The sequence below is a fragment of the Burkholderia sp. AU44665 genome (assembly GCF_030504405.1).
In the GTDB taxonomy this organism is placed as follows: Bacteria; Pseudomonadota; Gammaproteobacteria; order Burkholderiales; family Burkholderiaceae; genus Burkholderia; species Burkholderia semiarida.
The window spans coordinates 276,245-298,436 of sequence record NZ_JAUJRI010000003.1 but is presented as its reverse complement, the minus strand read 5'-3'; the positions used below and the strand labels follow the sequence as shown (position 1 = coordinate 298,436).

General features: G+C 68.7%; 17 protein-coding genes. 2 read left to right on the top strand and 15 right to left on the bottom strand.

What is annotated here, in order from left to right; all coding sequences use genetic code 11:
• Positions 1–32 precede the first annotated feature (32 nt).
• Both QZM15_RS09815 and QZM15_RS09810 read right to left on the bottom strand, forming a co-directional pair.
• On the bottom strand, positions 33–2,030 hold the full coding sequence (locus QZM15_RS09815) for a glycoside hydrolase family 28 protein (protein ID WP_302106288.1): 1,998 nt from the start codon (positions 2,028–2,030) through the stop codon (positions 33–35).
• 260 nt (positions 2,031–2,290) lie between these two features.
• Positions 2,291–2,866: a CS1 type fimbrial major subunit gene (locus QZM15_RS09810; RefSeq protein WP_099318073.1), complete on the bottom strand. Its 576-nt coding sequence runs from the start codon at positions 2,864–2,866 to the stop codon at positions 2,291–2,293.
• A 480-nt stretch (positions 2,867–3,346) separates the two neighbouring features.
• Here QZM15_RS09810 and QZM15_RS09805 point away from each other — a divergent pair, with 480 nt between their 5' ends.
• Entirely contained in the window at positions 3,347–4,708 is a 1,362-nt protein-coding gene (locus QZM15_RS09805) for an aspartate aminotransferase family protein (RefSeq protein WP_226223427.1), read from the top strand.
• A gap of 129 nt (positions 4,709–4,837) precedes the next feature.
• Here the strand turns inward: QZM15_RS09805 and QZM15_RS09800 are convergent, their stop codons facing one another.
• Together QZM15_RS09800 and QZM15_RS09795 are read right to left on the bottom strand one after the other, a co-directional pair.
• Positions 4,838–6,022: a M20 aminoacylase family protein gene (locus tag QZM15_RS09800; RefSeq protein WP_226223426.1), complete on the bottom strand. Its 1,185-nt coding sequence runs from the start codon at positions 6,020–6,022 to the stop codon at positions 4,838–4,840.
• 29 nt (positions 6,023–6,051) lie between these two features.
• On the bottom strand, positions 6,052–7,284 hold the full coding sequence (locus QZM15_RS09795; protein ID WP_302106287.1) for a diaminopropionate ammonia-lyase: 1,233 nt from the start codon (positions 7,282–7,284) through the stop codon (positions 6,052–6,054).
• A gap of 179 nt (positions 7,285–7,463) precedes the next feature.
• Between QZM15_RS09795 and QZM15_RS09790 the strand changes: the two genes are divergently transcribed.
• Entirely contained in the window at positions 7,464–7,940 is a 477-nt protein-coding gene (locus QZM15_RS09790; RefSeq protein WP_059581607.1) for an Lrp/AsnC family transcriptional regulator, read from the top strand.
• A 63-nt stretch (positions 7,941–8,003) separates the two neighbouring features.
• Here the strand turns inward: QZM15_RS09790 and QZM15_RS09785 are convergent, their stop codons facing one another.
• The 11 genes from QZM15_RS09785 to QZM15_RS09735 form a co-directional block, all read right to left on the bottom strand.
• Positions 8,004–9,728: a tannase/feruloyl esterase family alpha/beta hydrolase gene (locus QZM15_RS09785; protein ID WP_302106286.1), complete on the bottom strand. Its 1,725-nt coding sequence runs from the start codon at positions 9,726–9,728 to the stop codon at positions 8,004–8,006.
• A 33-nt stretch (positions 9,729–9,761) separates the two neighbouring features.
• Positions 9,762–10,901, bottom strand: coding sequence for a porin (locus QZM15_RS09780; RefSeq protein WP_059644485.1), 1,140 nt, complete (start codon positions 10,899–10,901; stop codon positions 9,762–9,764).
• Positions 10,902–10,969: 68 nt separating this feature from the next.
• Complete coding sequence (gene mhpT, locus QZM15_RS09775; RefSeq protein WP_060011188.1) at positions 10,970–12,175, bottom strand: 3-(3-hydroxy-phenyl)propionate transporter MhpT; 1,206 nt, start codon at positions 12,173–12,175, stop codon at positions 10,970–10,972.
• 215 nt (positions 12,176–12,390) lie between these two features.
• Positions 12,391–14,289 carry a feruloyl-CoA synthase gene (locus QZM15_RS09770; protein WP_302106285.1) on the bottom strand — a complete coding sequence of 633 codons (1,899 nt, stop codon included), beginning with the start codon at positions 14,287–14,289 and terminating at the stop codon, positions 12,391–12,393.
• An 11-nt stretch (positions 14,290–14,300) separates the two neighbouring features.
• Positions 14,301–15,749, bottom strand: coding sequence for an aldehyde dehydrogenase (locus QZM15_RS09765; protein WP_302106284.1), 1,449 nt, complete (start codon positions 15,747–15,749; stop codon positions 14,301–14,303).
• Between the two features lie 70 nt (positions 15,750–15,819).
• Entirely contained in the window at positions 15,820–16,650 is an 831-nt protein-coding gene (locus tag QZM15_RS09760) for a p-hydroxycinnamoyl CoA hydratase/lyase (RefSeq protein ID WP_059581593.1), read from the bottom strand.
• 292 nt (positions 16,651–16,942) lie between these two features.
• A complete protein-coding gene (locus tag QZM15_RS09755; RefSeq protein WP_302106283.1) occupies positions 16,943–17,461 on the bottom strand; it encodes a MarR family winged helix-turn-helix transcriptional regulator in 519 nt (172 codons plus the stop codon).
• Between the two features lie 104 nt (positions 17,462–17,565).
• Positions 17,566–18,474, bottom strand: coding sequence for an SMP-30/gluconolactonase/LRE family protein (locus tag QZM15_RS09750; protein ID WP_302106282.1), 909 nt, complete (start codon positions 18,472–18,474; stop codon positions 17,566–17,568).
• A 50-nt stretch (positions 18,475–18,524) separates the two neighbouring features.
• Positions 18,525–19,550, bottom strand: a complete 1,026-nt coding sequence (gene araH, locus QZM15_RS09745; RefSeq protein ID WP_059581586.1) for an L-arabinose ABC transporter permease AraH — start codon at positions 19,548–19,550, stop codon at positions 18,525–18,527.
• A 30-nt stretch (positions 19,551–19,580) separates the two neighbouring features.
• Positions 19,581–21,131 carry an L-arabinose ABC transporter ATP-binding protein AraG gene (gene araG, locus QZM15_RS09740; protein ID WP_059581583.1) on the bottom strand — a complete coding sequence of 517 codons (1,551 nt, stop codon included), beginning with the start codon at positions 21,129–21,131 and terminating at the stop codon, positions 19,581–19,583.
• A 20-nt stretch (positions 21,132–21,151) separates the two neighbouring features.
• A complete protein-coding gene (locus QZM15_RS09735; RefSeq protein ID WP_059581581.1) occupies positions 21,152–22,165 on the bottom strand; it encodes an arabinose ABC transporter substrate-binding protein in 1,014 nt (337 codons plus the stop codon).
• Positions 22,166–22,192: the final 27 nt, after the last annotated feature.

Below are 22,192 nucleotides of genomic sequence, written 5' to 3'. Positions count from 1 at the left end.
TTGCACGCGAACGCCGCGGCGCGTTGCCTTTCTCACCGCTTGTCGGTGATCGTCGTGTTGACGACTTGCCCGGCGATCGTCACGTTCGTCAGCGCCATGGCGCTCACGTTGAACGCGTAGATCGGCCCCGGCGACGTGACCGTCGGCGTGCCTGACGCCACCGGCGTGCCGAAGTCGCAGTTGCTGATCGTCACGCCGGAGATCGGCTGCACGGCCGGCGCCGGCGGCGTACCGTTGTAGTCGAACGCGACCGGCCCCTGCGCGACGATCGCCTGGAAGCACGATGCGGTCACGCCGTTCAGCGTCACGTTGCTCGCCGTCACGTCGGCGATCGTCACGTTCTGTACGACCGGCGGCCGCGTGCGCACCGCGTCGTTCGCCGGCTGGTAGTCGCAGTCGAACGTGACGATGCCGCCCTGCGCGGCCGACGGGTTGCCAGCCGACGGCGTGACCACGCCGAGCGGCACGCTCGCGTTGATCGGACTGCCGGCGAGTAGCGCACTGCCGTAGCCGCCCCCCTTCAGCGTCACGCCGTTCGGCAGCGTGACGCCCTTCACGTGGAAATCCTTCACGTAGCCGCCGCGGTTCATGTTGGTCTTCACGCGAATCGCGATGTTCAGCGGATTGGTCTGCCAGTTTGCGTTCAGCATCGACAGGTTGGTCGCATAGATCTGCTCGACGCCGCCGCCCATCTCGCTGCCGAGCGTGATCCCGCCGTGCCCGCTGTTCATCGTGCAGTTGCGGATCAGGTGCCGCTTCGCGGGCCCGTATTCGGTGTCGCGATCCTTGCCCGACTTGATCGCGATGCAGTCGTCGCCGGTGTTGAACGTGCAGTCCTCGCACAGCACGTCGGTGCATGCATCCGGATCGAAGCCGTCGTTGTTCGGGCCGATGCTGTTGGTCGTCACGCCGCGGATCACGACGTTGCGGCTCGCGGTCGGATGATGCTGCCAGAACGGCGTGTTCTGCGTCTGGTAGTTCGCCATCAGCACGTTCGTGCAGCCGATGAATTCGACCATGCACGGCCGCAGGTAGTGGCCCAGTCCGAAAATTCGCTTCTCCACCGGCACGCCGGCCTCGGACAGCGCGGGCAGGTAGTTCTGGTCCTGCTGCCACGGCGTGACGGGCGACGTCAGCATCGCATAGAGCGCGTCGGGAATCGCGGGCGCGACGATCCGCAGGTCGACGTTGTTCGGGTTCGCGCCGTTCTGGGCCGGCACCGCCGGGCCCGCGCCGTATGCGCCGAACGTACCCTTGTAGGTCCACCAGCAGACGCTGTTCGCGCCGCTGCCGGAGAACGGCGTCATTGCCTGCCCGTTGAGCACCGACGTCGGACCTTCGCCGGTCAGCGCGATGTTCGTCGCGTTGCGTGCGTAGACGGGCGCGCCGTAGTTCAGGCAATCGTTCGCCTGCCAGCGGCTGTAATACAGCCGGCCGTTCGCGCCGCAATCGATCGGGCCGTCCTTCGCGTAGTCGGCCGGGTTCGGGCTGAAATAGATCGTGCAATTCGCGCTCAGATGGAACGTGACGTTGCTCTGCAGCACGATCGGCCCCGCGCAATACCAGGTGCCCGCCGGCACGACGACCCGGCCGCCGCCTTCGCGCCGGCACGCGTCGATCGCCGCGAGAAACGCCGGCCGCGAATCGAATGCGCCGGGCGCAGTCGTCAGTTCGGAACCGGGGCTGACGGGCGATTTCGCGACCGGCCACGGCGACGTCTGCGCGACCGTCGCGCACGGGCGCGCGCCGTAGTGCGTCACGTCGAAGTCACGACCGTGCCGCGCGAGCCGCGACACGTGCGCGAGCGACGCGGCGATGCGCGCCGCCGCGCCGTGCTCGCCCCACACGAGATCGACCGCCGACGCATGGGGCGTCGTGCCCGCCGCCAGCGCCCGGGTGGCCGTCAACGGCCCACCGAACATCGCGCCGCTGGCGAGTGCGCCGGTCCAGCCGATGAAGGCGCGGCGCGATACCCGTTTCGGGGTGGATGATCGGACGGGCGAAGACGAACGGCGGCGGTGGGCGGCCATGGGCACTCCTTCAGGGCAGGGTATCGATGCGCCGGGCGGCGGATCATGATTTATACGTCGTCGTACTACATTGCGCAGTCTAGACGCGATCGATGGAAGACACGTATTTGTCGTTTACCCTGTTTTCTCTGACATTTCGTGCGGTATGTGTGCGCACACTCACCTCGCCTAACCAGCCTTTAGAGATATGTTGTCGTATGTTTATGCGCAACAACTTCAACTGGATCGCGCGGCCGACGATGTGCTCCAAGGCGATTTTCCTACTCGCCCGCTACCGCAGTCGGCGCCGTCGCCGGCTCGCGTCCCGCCGACGCAGCCGGCTCGAACACCAGCATCAGATCGCCGCGATAACTTCCGCGGGCCGGCGGCGCCGCGCTCGCGGCCGGCGCTTGCGCGCTGACCTTCAGCATGCGGGTTTCGTCATAGCCGTCGAAGCCGTCGCGCCCCCGCGTCGTCGCCACGAGCGCGTGGGCGGCGCCGGGCGCGATTTCCGCGCTGCTCGCCTTGCCCGTCAGCACGACCTTCGCATGGGCCATGTCGTCGCGACCGTTCGAGAACCGCAGCGGCTGCAACAACGTGACGTTGATATCGGGATTCGTCGTGCGTACGCGGATCGGCAGCGCCGCGGCGAACGTCTGCTGCTTGCCGTCCGTGTCGTTCAATTCGACCAGGCCGTATGCGGCATCGTCCGGCTGCGAAACGAACAGGATGTCGCCGATGTGCGCGGTCAGGCGGATTGTCTTGACGACCGCTTGCGGCGACGTCTGGCCCGCATGGGCGACCTCGATCAATGCAATGCTCACGGCGAGTGCGACGAGATGTCTGGAGGTCTTCATGGTGTGGTTTCGCATCCTGATGGTTAAAATCCGATCGTCGAAAAACGGCTCACTTCACGCACCCAACTCCCACCATTACGGAAAAAATCCGGAATTCCTTTATCTCGAAATTAGCCGGCAAGATTGTCGCGGAATTCAATGCACCACCCGTCCGTGCAATCGAACGGGCCGGCCGGTGCCGATCCCGACCGCGCCGAGGCCGCGTCGCCGGGCCCCACGCCTGAATGGCGTCGATGCCGCACTCGGCCTGCAACAACGATAGGTCGGGCGCAGGCGGATAAAAATCCATGCAAACCTTCACAACCCGTATCCGTTTCCGTTCACCAGCGCCATCTCAAAATCAAATGGAAATTGCCCGAAAATCGCGCTGCCGCGCGGGCCGCGTCGCGCCCGTCGCCCACCCGCCTCGGTAATTCCGCCTCTGTTCAGCCCCCCGCTGCCCGCGCTATCGTTTCCCATCTTCACAGTCAGGAGCTGCCTTTGCCTACCCGCCACGGAGTCGACCTCATCCGCGCCCGCGCGCTGTTCGATCGCGAGCGCCACGCGTTCACCGAAGCCATGCCGGTTTCCCGCGCGCTGTCCGCGGAAGCGTCCGAGCATCTGCTGTTCGGCGTGCCGTTGCACTGGATGCAGGACTGGGCGACCCCGTTCTCGCTATACGTAAAGGAAGCGCGCGGCGCGACGTTCACCGACGTCGACGGCCATCGCTACGTCGATTTCTGCCTCGGCGATACGGGCGCGATGTTCGGCCATGCGCCCGAACCCGTCGCCCGCGCGCTCGTCGAGCAGGCCACGCGCGGCTACACGACGATGCTGCCGAGCGAGGACGCCGCCTGGGTGTCGCGCGAACTCGCGCGCCGCTTCAAGCTGCCGGTGTGGCAATTCGCGTTGAGCGCGAGCGACGCGAACCGCTTCGTGCTGCGCTGGGCGCGCGCGGCGACCGGCCGAAACACGATCGTCGTGTTCAACGGCTGCTATCACGGCACGGTCGACGACGTGTTCGTCGATCTCGTCGACGGCCGCCCGGTGCAGCGCGACAGCCTGCTCGGGCAGTCGTACGATCTGCTCGCGAACACGCGCGTCGTCGAATTCAACGATCTGGCCGCGCTCGAAGCGGCGCTGAAGGACGGCGACGTCGCATGCGTGCTCGCCGAGCCCGCGATGACGAACATCGGCATGGTGCTGCCCGACGCGGGCTTCTGGGAGGCCGCGCGCGAATTGACGCGCCGCCACGGCACGCTGCTCGTGATCGACGAGACGCACACGATCAGCAGCGGCCCCGGCGGCTACGCGGTCGCGCACGGTCTCGAACCCGACATGCTGGTGGTCGGCAAGCCGATCGCGGGCGGCGTGCCGTGCGCGGTGTACGGGTTCAGCGCCGAATTCGCGGAGCGCGCGAAAGCGGCGAAGCTGAACGCGCCGCCCGGCCATTCGGGCATCGGCACGACGCTCACCGCGAACATGCTCGCGATGCACGCGATGCGCGCGACGCTCGCCGAAGTGGCGACCGACGCCGCGTACGCGCACATGTTCGCACTCGCCGCGCGGCTCGCGACGGGCCTCGAACAGGCGATCGCGAAACACGGGCTGCCGTGGTGCGTGACGCGCATCGGCGCGCGCACCGAGTTTCAGTTCGCGCCCGTGCCGCCGCGCAACGGCACGCTGGCCGGCGCGCAGCTCGACAGCGAACTCGAGCACATCGTGCACCTGTACCTGCTCAATCGCGGCGTGCTGATCACGCCGTTCCACAACATGATGCTCGTGTGCCCGCAAACGACGGCGGACGATGTCGACCGGCTCGTCGCGCAATTCGATGCGTGCCTGGGTGAACTGGCCGGTTGATCGAATACGACGACGGAGGATTCTCGGCGTGCCGGCAAGCCGGTGCGCTCGCGCATCGATGCGGCGTCGATGACGAAGTGGCGCCGCGCGCGCAGCGAACCGGATACGCGGCGACCCGCCCCCGTCGCGCTACGCGGCCCGCAACGCGCGCCGCGCCACTTCCGCGAAATACCGCGCGCCGATCGTCAAAATCTCGTCGTTGAAATCGTACGCCGCGTTGTGCAGCGGCACGCCGCCCTGCCCGGCCGCCTCGCCGTTGCCGATGAACACGAAGTTGCCCGGCACCGCCTGCAGGAACGCGCCGAAATCCTCCGAGATCATCATCGGCTGCACGTTGGCGTTCACCGCGTCGGCGCCCGCGACGTGCGCGGCGGCCTGCACGGCCGTATCGACCCATTCCGGCGAGTTCACCGTCGGCGCGAACTCGTGCGTGTACTCGAACGTGCAGGTCGCGCCATGCGTGCGGCAGATCCCTTCGGCGATCTCGCGCATCCGCGTCTCCAGCAGCGCCTGCACGTCGCGCGAATAGCTGCGCGTGTCGCCCTTGATCGTCACGGTCGACGGCAGCACGTTACGCAGCCCGTCGGTGATGAATTCCGTGCACGACACCACCGCCTGCTGCCCCGGGTCGAGATTGCGCGACACGATCGTCTGCAGCGCGAGCACGATCTGCGAGCCGATCACGATCGGATCGATGCCCATGTGCGGCCGCGCCGCATGCGTGCCGCGCCCGTCGATCCGGATCACGAAATTGTCTTCGCTCGCCATGATGCCGCCCGCACGCGTCGAGAACGTGCCCGCGCGCATGCCCGGCATATTGTGTGCGCCGAAGATCGCGTCGACCGGAAAGCGTTCGAACAGCCCGTCGGCCATCATCGCCTTCGCGCCGCGGCCATGCTCTTCCGCCGGCTGGAAAATGAAGCGCACCGTGCCGTCGAAATCCTTGCGCTCGGCCAGCAACCGCGCGGCGCCGAGCACCATCGACATGTGGCCGTCGTGACCGCACGCATGCATCTTGCCCGGCGTGCGCGATACGTGTTCGCGGCCCGGCGCGTGCTCGGCGATGTTCAGTGCGTCCATGTCCGCGCGGATGCCGATCGCGCGCCGGCCCGTGCCGGCCGTCAGGTTCGCGACGAGGCCCGTACCGCCGATCCCGCGATGCACGTCGAGGCCGAGCGTCGTCAGGATCCGCGCGACGTAGTCCGACGTGTTCACTTCCTCGAATCCCGTCTCGGGATACTGATGCAGATGGCGGCGCCACGTCTTCAATTGGCCCTGCAGCGTGCTTTCGTCGATTGTGTCGATCGTGTCCATTGCGTTCGCCTCGTCGGTCGTCATGTCGTTCAGGCCGCCACCGCCGCGCGGCTCAGCCAGTCGCGCTGGCGCGCGAGCACCGCGTCGGCCGTCTCGCCGACGCAATGCCGGTACACGGACGGCGCGGTCGCCCCTTCCGTGTTGATCGCCAGCACGCGCGCGCTCGCATCGAGCCCGACCTGACGCGCGCGCGCCGGATCGCGCATCAGCACGGCCAGCCCCGCGATGCCGGCCGCGCCCGACTCGCCGGCGACGAGCGGCACGTCGCGTTCGCTGCCGGCCGCGAGGCCGCGCATCGCCTGCACCGCGTCTTCGTCGTCGATCAGCATGAAGTGGTCGATGCACATCTCGAGGAAATCCCACGCGAGCGGCGACGCCTCGCCGCACGCGAGCCCCGCCATCACCGAATCGACGCTGCCGGTCGCCTTCGTCGCGCGCCCGGCCAGCGCGCTCTGGTACAGGCAATCGGCCTGGCGCGGCTCGACGACGACGAAGCGCGGCCGCTGCACGCCGTCGCGCTCCCACAGGTAGCTCGCGACGCCCGCGGCGAGGCCGCCCACGCCGCCCTGCAGGAACACGTGCGTGAACGGCCGCCCGTCGTCCTCCGCCGCCTGCGCGGCCGCTTCGGCGGCGATCACGCCGTAGCCCTGCATCACGTCGCGCGGAATCGCTTCGTAGCCGTCGTACGACGTATCCGACACGACGTACCAGCCGTTCGCCTGCGCGAGCTGCGCCGCGCAAACGACCGATTCGTCGTAGTTCCCCGCGATGCGCACGATCCGCGCGCCGTAGGCCGAGATCGCGCGTTCGCGCTCGGCGTCGACGTTCGCGTGCAGCACGATCACGCAGCCGCAGCCGATCGCGCGCGCGGCGGCGGCCAGCGCGCGGCCGTGATTGCCGTCGGTCGCGCTGATCACCGTCAGGTCGGCCAGCTCGGACGCGTAGCGGCCCGTGACGAGCCCCTGCGGATCGAGCGCCTGCGTGCGCCGCAGCCGCTTCACGAGCCGCACCAGCGCGATCGGCGCACCGAGCGCCTTGAAGCTGCCGAGCGGCGAACGGCACGACTCGTCCTTCACGCTGACGCTCGCGACGCCGAGCCGCGCGGCGAGATCGGGCAGCGCACGCAACGGCGTGCGCGCATTGCCGACGAGCGGCCAATGCGCGAGCCACGCACCGCTTTCGTCGGCCGACGCGATGCTCATCACGCGGCGCAGCGCGTTCGGGTAGGCGGTGCGCGACGCGCGCGGGTTGGCGATGAGCATGACGGAAGGCTCCGGATCGGGACCGCGCGGGCGGCGGTCGGGTGGGTCGGATCGGGCAGGCGCGAGTTGCGCTTGCGGTCGGTTGGGAAAATAATATTGCACACGCCGGTCAAAAAAATCGCCAAACTTACGGCCTGAACGCAAAAATTTCTCATTCTTTCGAAGCTTCACGCGCCATCATGACGACCCCTCTCGATGCGTTCGATCGCAAGCTGCTGATGGAAGTCCAGCGCGACGCGCAGACGCCGCAGGCCGAGCTCGGCGCGCGCGTCAACCTGTCGACCGCCGCCGTGAACCGGCGGCTGCGGCGCCTCGCGGAAGCCGGCGTGATCGAGCGCTATACGGCCGTCGTCGCGCCGGACAAGGTCGATCATCCGCTGACGATCGTCGTGAACGTGGAGGTCGAAAGCGAGCAGATCGACCAGCTCGACGCGATGAAGCGCGCGTTCGAGCGCTGCCCACAGATCCAGCAGTGCTACTACGTGACGGGGGAATGGGATTTCGTGCTGATCCTCGCGGTGCGCAACATGGATCAGTACAACGCGCTCACGCGCGAGCTGTTCTTCGCGAACAACAACGTGAAGCGGTTCAAGACGCTCGTGAGCATGAGCCGCGTGAAGGTCGGGCTCGACGTGCCGGTCGATGCCGGCGAGTGAACGCAACGACGAAACGGCCGGCGCGCGACTGCATGCGCCGGCCGCTTCCCGTCGACGGCTACGTCAACGACAACTGAAGCTCGCCGCCGAATTCACGTCGCCCGCGCCGTTGTAGCGCGCGACCTGCGGATACGGACACAGCGGCCGCGTGCGCCCCGCGCCCCACGATGCGGGCACCTCCGCGTTCGGCACCGCGTTCGTCGCGTCGCGCGCGGTCGCCACGATCGCCGCCGGCGCCTGCCCTTGCTCGACCCATGCGACGAGCGGGGTCAGCATGTCGAACTGGTCAGCCGCCGGCCCGCCCGAGCAGTGGTTCATCCCCGGCACCGGATAGAAGCGTGCAAAGCTCGACGCATCGCCGCCGTTCGCCTGCGCGACCTGTGCGTACCAGTCGCGCGTGTCGTTGAACGAAAACACCGGGTCGCCCGTGCCGTGATAGACGAGCAGCTTCGCGCCGCGCGCCTTCAGCGCGGACAGGTTCGTCTCGTCGGGCGGCGTCATGAACGACCATGACGATTGCGTGTACGTGCCGTTCGTCGCGAAGATCGCCGGCGCGTCGTTGTCCATGTCGAAACCGAGCGCGAAGCCGGCGAGGTTCGCGAGCGTCGCGGCGGTTTTCGGCGGCGTCATGAACGTGAACGCCATCGCGGCCGGATCGAGCGCGATCGAATTCGACTGCTTCCACGCGGCCCAGCCGCTGCCGGCCACGCCCGGATCGTACGGAAAGCTCGCGTACAGCGCCGTGCCCGCGCTGTTGCGCGCGCCGGCGAACACGTTCGCCAGCGCGGTTTTCTGCGCGGGCGTCAGGCAGGCGCCCGTGCGCGTGCCGTTCGCGCAGGTCGGGATATCGGCGTCGATGCTGAAGTGCGCCTGGCACGCGGCGACGTCCTGCACCATCCCGTCGGCCGCGCCGTCGAGCGCGTCGCATTTGTCGAGGATCTTCGCGCCGACGAACTGGCGCTCCGCATCGTTGAAACCGCTGCGGATATCCGGCAACCCGTTCGAGCCCGTCGCCGACGCGATCTTCGCGAACTGCTGCGCGCCGTACATCTCGCCGATCGCCGCCTTCGGCAGATGGAAGCCCGGGTCGCCCGCGATGATGCCGTCGTAGTCGGCCGGGTTGCGCACCGCCGTGACCATCGCGTGGCGGCCGCCGTTCGAGCAGCCACCGAAATAGCTGCGATCGGGCGCCTTGCCGTACGCGAGCCGGATCACCTGCTTCGCCATCGGCGTGAGCGCATCGACGGCGCCGTAGCCGTAGTCGATCCGCGCCTGCGGATCGAGGCCGAACAGCGGATTCTGTGCGGCGCTGTGCCCGGAATCCGAGCTGATCACCGCGAAACCCTGGTTCAGTGCATTGGTCAGCGGCCCGCCGCCGCCGATCTCGCCGGTCGCGGTCACGACGTTGCCGTCGAGCCCGCCGTTCGCCTGGTAGAAGAAGCGGCCGTTCCATGCTTTCGGCAGACGCATCTCGAAGCCGATCGCATAGGTCTTGCCGTCCACCGCGCTCACGCGCTGATTCATCTTGCCGGCGATCACGCAGTGCTCGGCGACCGGCTTGCCGGCCACCGTCAGCGCGCCGGCCGCCGCGGTCGTCACCGACGTGAACGACGTGTTCGCATACGCGAGCTTCGCGGCCAGCGCGTCGCACGTTTGCGTCATCGCGGCCGGCGTCGCGGCGCTCAGGTGCGTGGGCGCGGCGCCGATCGAATCGTCGCCGCCGCACCCGGCGAGCATCGCGGCGGCGGACAGCGGCGCAATACAGAGGAATGCAGATTTCGTGTTCAAGATAGCTCCCGTTCGGTTCGTCACGCCGGTAAATCAGAACATGTGCCGCACGCCGACCATCGCGCCGAGCTGCCCCATCCCCGCGCCGGGCGTCGTGCCGGGCCCGCCGCCGCTGACCGAGTAGCGCGCATGCGCGCTGTTCCACAGATACGACGACTGCGCGTAGACGGCCGTGCGCTTGGTGAGCAGATAAGTCGCGCGCAGCGTGGCCATCGTCGCGCGCGTGTCGTGCGCGGTGTTGACGATCCGGTAGCCTTCGCCGTCGACGATGAAATCGGGCTTCACCGCATACGACGCGCCGACGAAGAACAGGTCCGAATGCGCACCGGGCGCGGCCGGCGAACCGGTCGACACGCGCCGCCCGATCCAGCCCGCGCCGATCTTCGCGCCGGCCGCTTGCGCATACGCGCTCACGTGCGTGCGCGCATCCTTGCCGCCGCTGCTCGTGAACGGGACGGGCGCCACGCCGTCGAAGAAGTTGGCGGCCGCGCCGGTGCCGCCGCGCTGTTCCTCGTACGATGCCGCCGCGCCGAAATACGCGCTGTCGTACTTGAGCATCACCGACCAGTTGCGGCACTGCACCGCGTCGCCGGGCACCTGCCCCGCGCACGTGCCCTGCCCCGGCGAATTGCCGGTGCCCGCGCCGTCGCGGCCGAACGAATACGCGGCGCCGAGCGTCACGCCGCGATACGTGCCGACGTAGGTCACCGCGTTGTCGGCGCGGCCGTTCGGCACGTATGCGTCGAACGAGCCGAGCCCGTAGATGTCGGGGCCGATGATGTCCGCACCCTGCAGCGCGAGATAGGTCATCGTGTACTGGCGGCCGAACGCGAGCGTGCCGAAGCCGCTCTTCAGCCCGACGAACGCCTGCCGCCCGAACAGCCGGCCGCCCTGCCCGAGATCGCCGCCGCGCACGTTGAAGCCGCTTTCGAGCGTGAACACCGCCTGGTAGCCGCCGCCGAGATCCTCGGTGCCGCGCAGCCCCCAGCGCGACGGCAGTTCGCCCGTCACGCCCGGCATCCGCACCACGTGATCGCCGGCCGCGTTCGCGTGCGACACGAACTCGACGCCCGTGTCGATGATCCCGTACAGCGTCACGCTCGACTGGGCGTGCGCGCCGGTCGCGGCCAGCGCGCATGCGCCGGCTGCCAGCAAGGCTTTGGTGTGCTTCATGATGAATGTCTCCAGACCTGTGTCGATATCGCGCTCTGTCGGCGCTGGTGGGTTGAAAGCAACGGAATTCAGTCGTGTGCCTGCGGCCGCCGGATCAGTACCAGCGCGGCGACGGCGGCGACCAGCGTGACGGGGATGCTCGCGCCGATCACGACGGGCGCGCTGCGGCCCGCGGCCAGCAGCGTCGCGGCCGCGAGCGGCCCGACGACGGAGCCGAGCCGGCCGACGGCGACCGCGGAGCCGACGCCGGTGCCGCGCATCGCGGTCGGGTAGTACATCGCGGCAAGCGCGTACAGCACCGACTGCCCGCCGACGACGAACATCCCGGCGGCGAACGCGGCCGCCGCGAGCGACGCGAAGCCGGGCGCGGCCGCGAGCGCGGCGAGCGACAGCACGATCCCGACGTACATGCCGCCGACCACGCGCGATGCGCGCATCCGGTCGAGCGCCGCGCCGATGCCGAGCGCGCCGAGCCCCGCGCCGACGTTGAACGCGATCTGCACGAGGCCGACGTGCGCGCGATCGAGCCCGCGCGACGCCATCAGCGACGGCAGCCAGTTCAGCAGGAAGTACAGAACGATCAGCGTGCAGAAGTAGCTGACCCACAGCGCGACCGTCGACGTCGTGCGGCCGTCGCCGAACAGCGTGCGTGCGACGCTGATGCGCGCGGCCTGCGTGCCGGCGACGTCGAGATACGCGCGCGATTCCGGCAGGCACCACACGAGCAGCGGCACGAGCAGCAGCGGCCCCACCCCGCCGACGTAGAAGATGTGCCGCCATTCGGTGTCGCCGGCGAGCAGCACGCCGATCAGCGATGCGATCACGCCGCCGAACGGAATCCCGCAGTACATCGTCGCGACCGCGCTGCTGCGCGAGCGCGGCTCGACCGCTTCGGACGACAGCGCGATCAGGTTCGGCATCGCGCCGCCGAGGCCGATGCCGGTCAGCACGCGCACGACGACGAGCATCGCGAACGTCGAGACCTGCGCGGTCGCGATCGACAGCAGTCCGAACAGCACGACCGATGCGATCAGCACGCGCTTGCGGCCGATCCGGTCGGCGAGCCGCCCGCCGAGCATCGCGCCCGGCAGCAGCCCGAAGGTGCCCGCGCTGAACGCGATGCCCATCTGCGACACGCTCAATCCGAATTCGCGCGCCATCCGCGGCGCGGCGACGCCGACCGACTGCAGGTCGAGCCCTTCGAGAAGGGCGATCGCGAAACACAGCGCGAGCGTGGTCGCGACCGTGGATTTTTCGGCAACGTAAGTGTTCATGTCTCCATTCCCATGTCTTTGTGGTCGGTCGGCCCTGCAACGGCCGCCGCGCGCCGCCGCCGGCCAGTGGCGGTTCGGCGCGCGAGGTGTCGTATGAACGGCCGCCTTTATCAGGCAGCCTGATTCACTGGCCGCGAAAGTGCCTGCCGGTGTCGTGGCCGGCCGGTCGTTGTACCTGCGTGCTGCTTACCGCTGTAACTGCTCGCGCGTGCTGCTTACGCGTAAATCACGTCGGGATCGCGCCGCGCCGGGTCGTACAGCGCGTCGATCGTCGCCGCGCGATGCTTCTGCACGGCCGCCTGGTTCAGCGATCCCTTGTCGGTCACTTCGCCGAGATCGAGCGACGGCGGCGTGTCGATCAACCGAATCCTCGCGACGAACGTCGAACCGCCGCTCGCGTTCCGGTTCAGCGCGGCCAGCCACGCCGCGAACGCCGCACGCACGGCCGGCGCACGCAGCACGTCGGTCACGGACGCATCGGCGGCGAGCCCCGCCAGCGCACGGCATGCATCGACGCGCGGAAACACCAGCAAGCCGATGTCGTCGCGATTGATTCCCGTCACGACCACGTCCTGCACGTACGGCGCGCCGCTCGACACCGCGTTCGCGCGCAACGGCCCGACGCTGACGAACGTGCCGCTGCTCAGCTTGAAATCCTCGGTCAGCCGCCCGTCGAACATCAGCCCGAGCTCCGGCCGCTCCGGATCGGCAAACACGCCCGCGTCGCCGCTGCGGTAGTAGCCTTCTTCGTCGAACACGTCGCGCGGATCGACATCGGCATGCCAGTAGCCGCGCATCACGTTCGGCCCCTTGAAGCGCAGTTCGTGCTTGCCGCCGCACGGCACGAGCTTCGCGTCGCAGCCGGGCGCGGGTAGCCCGATATAGCCCGCGCGCATCAGCGGCCCGGTCGTGAACAGGCACGACGGCGACGCCTCCGTCATCCCGAGGCCGGCCATGATCCGGATGCGCTCGCCGCAATGCGCTTCGGTCACGCGGTCGAGCCGGTCCCATGCGGCCTGCGACAGCCCCGCGCCGCCGAAGAAATACAGCTTCACGCGCGAGAAGAACGTGTCGCGCAGTTCGGCGTCGCGTTCGAGCGCGGCGGTCAGCTCCTCCCAGCCCTTCGGCACGTTGAAGTAGATCGTCGGCGCGATCTCGCGCAGGTTGCGCACGGTTTCGTCGAAGCGGCCGGGCATCGGGCGGCCATCGTCGATGTAGAGCGAGCCGCCGTTGTACAGCGCGATGCCGAGGTTGTGACTGCCGCCGAACGTGTGATTCCACGGCAGCCAGTCGACCAGCACCGGCGGCTCGCGCGTGAGCTCGGGCATCGTCTGGCGCAGCATCTGCTGGTTGCTGCACAGCATCCGGTGCGTGGTCGGCACGGCCTTCGGCAGCTTCGTCGAGCCGGACGTGAACAGGATCTTCGCGAGATGGTCGGGGCCGACCGCCTCGTGGATCGCGTCGATCGTGCGCGGGACGGTGGCGAGCAGGCGCGACAGCGGCACCGCGCGGGCCTTTCCGTCCGCATCGGCATCGGCATCGGCATCGCGCGCGACGATCAGCACCGCATCGGCCGGCAACGTCGCGTCGAGCGCACGCGCGAACGGCGCGCGTTCGGCGACGAACACGGCGCCCGGCTTCAGCACGCCGAGCGTGTGACGCAGCTTGCCGTAATCGGTCGACACCAGCGAATACGCGGGCGAGATCGGCGAGTACGGCACGCCGGCCAGCATCGCCGCGAACATCAGTTGCAGATGCTCGAGATCGTTGCCGGACAGCACCGCGAGCGGACGCTCGGCCGACAACCCGAGATCGACGAGGCCCTGGCCGAGCGCGCGCGCGCGTTCGAGCATCTGCGCGTAGGTGATCTCGATCCAGTGCCCGTCGGCGCTGCGCCGCGCGGCCAGCACGCGGTCGGGGTGCGCCTGCGCGCCGCGCACGAGGCAGTCGGTGATGCGCGTCGGGTAATCGCCGAGCGGCTCGCGCGAGCGCAGGTACCAGGTGCCGTCGTCGGCGCGGCGAATCTCGGCCGCGCCCACGGCGACGGCCGCCGCGCGATAGCGTACGCCGCCAGCGTGTTGGCCGGCCTGAAGCGGCGCCTTCTCTGCATTCATCGTCGGCTCGCTCATATCGGATAGTGGCGCGGCGTGGTCTGCACGGTGATCCAGCGCAGCTCGGTGAATTCGGCGATCGACGCGCGGCTGCCGAAGCGGCCGTAGCCGCTCGCCTTCGTGCCGCCGAACGGCATCTGCGCCTCGTCGTGCACGGTCGGCCCGTTGACGTGGCAGATCCCCGATTCGATCCGGCGCGCGACCGCCATCGCGCGGGCGATATCGCGGCTGAACACGCTCGCCGACAAGCCGAACTCGCTGTCGTTCGCGAGCTCGACCGCTTCGTCGTCGCTGTCCGCGCGCAGGATCGCCACCACCGGCGCGAACGATTCCTCGCGATACAGGCGCATGTCGCGCGTGACGCCGTCGACGATCGCGGGCTGCATCGTCGCGCCTTCCACGCGGCAGCCGAGCGGCAATTGCGCGCCCAGTGCGCGCGCATCCTCGACCAGCGACGCCGCGCGCGCGGCGGCCGACGCATCGACCATCGTGCCGAGCGAATGGCCGGCCAGCGGATCGCCGGCAACCAGCGTGCGCGCCTTCGCGGCGAGCCGCTCGACGAGTGCATCGGCGATCGGCCGCGCGGCGATCACGCGCTCCGTCGACATGCAGATCTGCCCCTGGTTGAAGAATGCGCCGAATGCGATCGCGTCGACCGCCGCATCGAGATCGGCATCGTCGAGCACCAGCACCGGCGCCTTGCCGCCGAGTTCGAGCAGCACCGGTTTCAGGTGCGCGGCCGCGTGGCGCGCGATGATCCGGCCGACGTGCGTCGATCCGGTGAAGTTGATCCGCCTCACATGCGGATGCGCGATCATCCGCTCGACGAGCTCGGGCGCGTCGGCCGCCGCGTGCGTGATCACGTTCACCACGCCCGCGCCGAGCCCCGCTTCGTCCAGCACCGCGCCGATCAGCGCGTGCACGCCCGGGCACGCCTCGGACGCTTTCAGCACGACCGTGTTGCCGCATGCGAGCGGCATCGCAAGCGCTCGCGTGCCGAGGATCACCGGCGCGTTCCACGGCGCGATGCCGAGCACCACGCCGCACGGCACGCGCATCGCGAGCGCGAGATTGCCCGGTACGTCGGACGGGATCACGTCGCCGGCGATCTGCGTCGTCATCGACGCGGCCTCGCGCAGCATGTTCGCCGCGAGCGTCACGTTGAAGCCGATCCAGCCGGGCGTCGCGCCGGTTTCGGCCACGCCCGCCGCGACGAACGCGTCGATGCGCGCGTCCATTAGATCGGCCGCCTTCAGCAGCAGCCGGCGGCGCTCGGTCGGCGCGAGCGCCGCCCATGCGGGGAACGCGCGGTGCGCGGCGTCGATCGCCGCGTCGGCATCGGCCAGGCCGGCCGCCGGTGCGCGCGATGCGAGCGCGCCCGTCGCGGGGTTGAAGCGGTCGAAGGTGCGGCCGTCGCGAGCGTTGCACCACTCGCCGCCGATCAGCATCCGTCTGTCGGTCATGTCGTCTCCTGCCCTGCCTGTCTCTTGCGGTTACGTCCGCGGTTATATCGGCGGCTGCGTTCGCGCCGTATCAGCGCTTGTATGCCTGCAGGCCCGGCTTGATCGTCTTGTCGTCGAGGAACTGCTTCAGCCCCTGTTCGCGGCCGCGCTCCGGGTCGCGCAACTGCGCCTGGTCGAGCTTCGCATACAGGTAATCCTCGCACTGCTCCCACGTGAGCTCGCGCGAGCGCTTGAAGCCGTGTTTTGCCGCGCGCAGCACGACCGGGTTCTTGTCCATCAGCCGCGCGGCGAGCGCGATCGTCGCGTCGCGCAGCCCGGCGAGCGGCACGCTGCTGTTCACGAGGCCCATCTCGGCCGCTTCCGCGCCGGTGAACGTGTCGCCGGTCATGATGTAGTGCAGCGCGCGGCGATGCCCGACGGTGTCCGCCATCGCCTTGCTGACGAGGTTGCCCGGCGGGATGCCCCAGTTGATCTCCGACAGCCCGAACACCGCTTCGTCGGCCGCGATCGCGAGATCGCACGCGACGAGCGGCGAGAATCCGCCGCCGAAACACCAGCCGTTCACCATCGCGATCGTCGGCTTGTTGTACATCCGGAGGCGGCGCCACTGCCATTCCGACGCGTCGCGGCGCACTTTTTCCTGCAGCGCGTCGGAGCCGCCGTCGATCTCGCGGAAGTATTCCTTCAGATCCATGCCGGCCGTCCACGCGGCGCCCGCGCCGGTCAGCACCAGCACCTTCGCTTCGTCGTCGAATTCGACCGCGTCGAGGACTTCCAGCATCTCCCGATTCAACGTCGGGCTCATGGCGTTGCGCTTCTCCGGGCGATTCAGCGTCACCCACGCGATGCCGGCCTCCACTTTCAGTTCAACGGTCTGCCAGCGGTTGTCGTACTTGCTCATGTCTGTTCCTGTCGTTCGTTCCTGTGCGATTCGGTGCGCAGCATTCCTGCTGCGGACGACTTCATTTAATATCAGGCTACCTGATATTGCAAGCGGCACGAGCGCCGGTGTAAACCCGGAGCGGAAAGCGGGAAAACGGAGGAATCGGAGGAATCGGAGGAATCGGGGGAATCGGGGGAATCGGGGGAATCGGGGGAATCGGGGGAATCGGGGAACGGTCAGCCGCCGGGAGGCGGGGAAGCGAAGCGGACGCGCGCCGCCCGGGCCGCGCGTCGTGAAGGGTCGGAGCCGATCAGCCGCGGAGGTTGCGCGAGAACAGTTCGAGCGCGCGCTGCACGTGCGCGGCGTCGTCGGCCGAAATGTCGCCGAGCATGCGCATTTCGAGCGGGCGCAGCACGGCTTCGCATTCGCGCAGCATCGCCGCGCCTGCGTCGGTCAGCTTCAGCAGGATGATGCGACCGTGCGACGGGTCGGCTTCGCGCGTGACGAAACCGCGCGCGGCCATCACGCTCATCACCTCGTTCGCCGATTGCGGCGTGATCCACGAACGTTCGGCCAGTTGCGCGTTCGACGATGCGCCGCGCGCCTCGAGCACCGACAGCGCCGTGTATTGCGCGAGCGTGATGCCGAGCGGTGCGAGCGCGTCGGTCATGTGACGGCGCAGCAGCCGGTCGAGGCCGCCGATCACGTAGGTCAGGCGCTGCTGCACGCGCGGCTTCGGCCTGTCGCCCGGGGCGCGGGCGGCGTCGTTCTTCGCGGCGGCTTTTGCAGCGGTTTTCGGGTTCGCGGGCTTGGTCGGGGTGGAACTCATGGCGCGTGCGGGATGGAATTGCGGGCCATCTTACCAGCACGCGAAACGTCGCTCCGTCCGGTTGTACGCGACACGCGCCCGGTGCGCGCGGTCAGCCGCGACGGTCAGCCGTGCGACGGGCGCTGGCCCGCAAACCGCGCCGTCGGCAGCCCCGCATAGCGCGTCTGCGCGACGAACACACCACCCGCGTGCGCATCGCCGGCCAGCGCGTCATCGCTCAGGTCAACACGCGCACTCGTCACATACAGCCTGCCTTCGCCATCGATCGCCACGCAGCTCGGCTGCGCGGTCGGCACCGCCACGCGGTCCGTCTCGACACCGTCGGCGCCATAACGCACCACCCTTCGCCCGCCCCACTGCGCGTTCCAAAGCCCGCCGTCGCGATCGACGATCGACCCGTCCGGATCGCCGTCGGCATCGGTCAGCCGGACGAACGGTCTCACGTTCGCGACATCGCCGCCCGCGCGGTAATCGCACACGAAAATCTCGCGCACCAGCGAATCGCAGAAATACATCGTCGCCCCATCCGGCGAGAACCCGATGCTGTTCGCGATCGCCGCCGCCGGCAGCGCAAGCCGTTCGAGCGTCAGATCGGGATTGAGCCGATAGAACCCGCCCACCGCGCGCGGCGGCTCGCCGCCTTCGTCCTTCATCCCGAACACGAACGCGCCGAACGGATCGCAGCGGCCGTCGTTCAGCCGCGTCGGCAGCTCGGGTTCGACGTCGACGATCCGCGTGAACGTGCCGCTGCGCAGATCGAAGAACGCAAGATGTGTCGCGAGCCCGACGAGCAGCACATCCGGATCGTCGGTCAGCGCGAAGCACGCGAGCCGTTCGGGCATCGCCCATTGCACGAGGTCCGAACCGTCCGCGCGGCAGCGCCACAGCTGCGCGCCTTCGATATCCACCCAGTACAGCGCGTGCGTCCTGTCGCACCACGTCGCGCCTTCGCCGAGCGTGTTGCGGCTGTCGGCCAGCAGCGTCGCCGACGCGGCCGGATGAGTCTGTTGCATGCCGTCTCCCGATAGTCGTCGCATTTGCAGGCGGCCGCACGTGGTCGACATCAGATCTTCATCGCGCGCCGCTGGTTGCGACGATACTGGTCGAACAGCACCGCGAGCAACAGAATTCCGCCGCGTATCAGATATTGGTAAAAGGTCGGCACGTTCAACAGGCTCATCGCGTCCTGCACCGAGCCCATGATCAGCACGCCGACCAGCACGCCGGAGATCGTCGCGACGCCGCCCGTCAGCGACACGCCGCCGAGCACGCACGCGGAGATCACGCCGAGCTCGAGGCCGACCGAGGTTTTCGGGTCGCCGAGGCTCATCCGCGACGCGAGCATCACGCCCGCGAAGCCGGTCACGAGCCCCTGCAGCACGAACACCGTGATCTTGATGCGCATCACCGGCAGCCCCGCGAGCAGCGCGGCCTCGCCGTTGCCGCCGACGGCCAGCACGTTCTTGCCGAACACCGTCTTGCGCAGCAGGAAGCCGAACACGACGAAGCCGACGATGTTGCTCCAGATCGGAAACGAGATGCCGAGGAACGACCCGCCGCCGAGATCGAAGAAGCGCTCCTCGGAGATCATCACCGCGTCGCCGTTCGACGTGATGAATGCGAGGCCGCGCACGACTTCCATCATCGCGAGCGTGACGATCAGCGAGTTGATCCGCCAGCGCGCGATCAGCACGCCGTTCACGAGCCCGACCGCGCCGCCGGCGAGCACGCCGGCCGCGATGCCGAGCACGACGCTGTGCGTCGCGGTGATCAGCGTCGACGCGACGACGCCGGAAAACGCGACGATCGACGCGACCGACAGGTCGACCTCGCCTAACGCGAGCACGAACATCATCGTCACCGCGATCGAGCCGATCAGCGTGACCGACAGCAGCAGGCCCTGGATGTTGCGCGGCGTGAGAAAGTCCGGCACGGTCAGCGACAGCACCGCGAACAGCACGAGAAACACCATCACGATGCCGGAACGGTTGATCAGCTGCCACACGCCGCCGCGCGGACGCGCGGGCGTGGCCGCGGCGGCGGCATCCGGGGATGGGGAGGTACGTTGGGGTTGCATTGCCTGGCTCATATCAGTTGCTTTCCGGTTGACTGCTCGCCGCTAGCGCGGCAGCGCGAGCTTGATCAGCGCGTCGGGCGTCGCGTGCGCCTTGTCGACCTCGCCCGCGATCCGTCCTTCCTTCATCACGATGATGCGATCCGACACGCCGATCACCTCGGCCAGATCGCTCGACACGAGGATCACCGTGCGGCCCGCTTCCGCGAGTTCGTAGAACAGGTTGTAGATTTCCGCGCGCGCGCCGACGTCGATGCCGCGCGTCGGCTCGTCCATCAGGAACACGTCGATGCGCTCGGCCAGCCAGCGCGCGATCACGACCTTCTGCTGGTTGCCGCCCGACAGCGCGCCGATCGGCGTGTCGCCGTCGCGGGTCTTGATCGCGAGGCGTTCGATGTATTTCTGCGCGAGCTCGCGTTCCCGCCGCCCGTCGAGCAGCACGCGCGCCGGGCTGAAATGGCGGCGCACGCTGATGTTCAGGTTGTCGGCCACCGACGCGATCGCGACGATGCCCTCCTGTTTCCGGTCTTCCGGGCACAGCGCGATGCCGGCGCGCACCGCGTCGCGCGGGCTGCCGAACGCGACCCGCTTGCCGTTCAGCTCGACGTGCCCCGCGCTCGGGCGCGCGGCGCCGTACAGCAGCTTCATCAGTTCCGAGCGGCCCGCGCCGACGAGCCCGAAGAAGCCGACGATCTCGCCGCGCCGCGCGGTGAACGACACGGGCTCGGCGAGCCCCGGCCCCGTCAACCCTTTCGCCTCGATCAGCACGTCGCCGGCCGTGCGCGGCCGGTAGCCGTACACGTCCTCGATCGAGCGGCCGACCATGCAGCCGATCAACCGGTCGCGGTCGAGATCGGCGACGGAATCGAACGTGTCGATGCGGCGGCCGTCGCGAAACACGGTCACGCGGTCGCACAGTTCGTACACTTCCTCCATCCGGTGCGTGACGTAGATGATCGCGCGGCCTTCCGCGCGCAGCGCGCGGATGATCCGGAACAGTTGCGTGGTCTCGCGCGCGGACAGCGAGCTCGTCGGCTCGTCGAACGCGATCACGCGTGCGTCGCGCATCAGCGCCTTGCCGATCTCGATCATCTGGCGCTGGCCGATCGACAGATACTTCACCGGAATACCCGGATCGATATGCTCGCCCAGCCGCTCCAGCGCATCGAGCGCGCGCGCGGCGAGCGCGCGCTCGTCGACCACGCCGGCCCGGCTCGGCAATTGCCCGAGCATCAGGTTCTCCGCGACCGTCAGTTCGGGCACCAGATGCAGCTCCTGGTAGATGATCGCGATGCCGGCCTCGAGCGCCGCGCGGGTCGACGCGAAGCGCTGCACCGTGCCGTTCAGCGTCAACGTGCCGGCCTGCGGCTGGTTCACGCCGGACAGCACCTTCAGCAGCGTCGATTTCCCCGCGCCGTTCTCGCCCATCAGCCCGTGCACTTCGCCCGCGCGCACCGACAGCGACACCGTGTCGAGCGCACGCACGCCCGGAAACGTCACGGTGATGCCGTCGAGCGCGAGCAGCGCGCCGCTCGGCGGCGTGCCCGCTTCGGCACCGTGGCCGGCGGACGCGGCCGTCATCGTCTGCATCGTCATCGCGTTCTCGCCTCGCCCGCTCAGATGCCGAGCTCGGCGCGCACGGCCTGCCAGTTCGTGCGCGTCATCAGCTTGCCGCTCGTCTGCGTGTCGGCCGGCGGCACCTTGCCGTTGCGGATCCAGTCGACGAGGTTCTGCGTGCTGTCCTTGCCGTGGTTCGTCGAGCTGACCGCGATCGTCCCGTAGAAGCCGGTCGGCTCCTTCTTCTGGAATTCGGCGAACGCCTCGCCCGCACCGTTGATGCCGACGCCGATCACGTCGGCCGCCGGGATGTGCAGTTGTTCCGTCGCGCGCACCGCGCCGAGCACGGTTTCCTCGTTCAGCGCGTAGATCACCCATTTCTTCACGTTCGGATGGCGGGCGAGCACGGGTGCCGCCGCGCTGAAGCCGCCTTCGTCGTCGGTCGTCTTCTGCGGCGCGTCGAAGATGTTCTCCTTGCGGAAGCCGTTCGCGAGCAGCGCCTGCGTCGCGCCGTCGGTGCGCAGCTTCGCGGTCGGCAACTCGTAATTGGTGATCCGCAGCGCGCCGACTTCTTCGGGCTTCCAGCCGCGCCGCTTCATTTCGTCGGAGATCGCCTGGCCGACCTGGTTGCCGATCTTGGTCGCCGACATCCCGAGGTGCGGCACGTTCGGCAGCGGCTTGCCGCTCGAATCGACGAGCTGGTCGTCGACGGTCACGAACTTCATGTTGTAGCGCTTCGCGCGCGACGCGATTGCCGGCCCGAGGCGCACGTCCGGCGCGCAGATCACGAAGCCCTGCGCCCCCTGCGAACCGAGGTTGTCGATCGCGGCCAGCACCTTCTCGCCGTCCGGCGTGCCGATCTTCACGACCGAGAAGTTCTCCTTCTGGCCGAGCGCGGACGCCGCGTTCTGCTCGTTGATGAACCACGCCTGCTCGGGCATCTTCACGAGGAAGCCGATCTTCAGCGGCGCGTCGGCGTGCGCGGCGCCCTGCATGCCGAGCGGCGCGATGCACAGCGCGGCCAGCAGCGCGCGCAGGGTATGTCGACGGATCGTGTGAGTCGTGCGGTTCATGTGGTGTCTCCTTTGTGTCGGCCGATG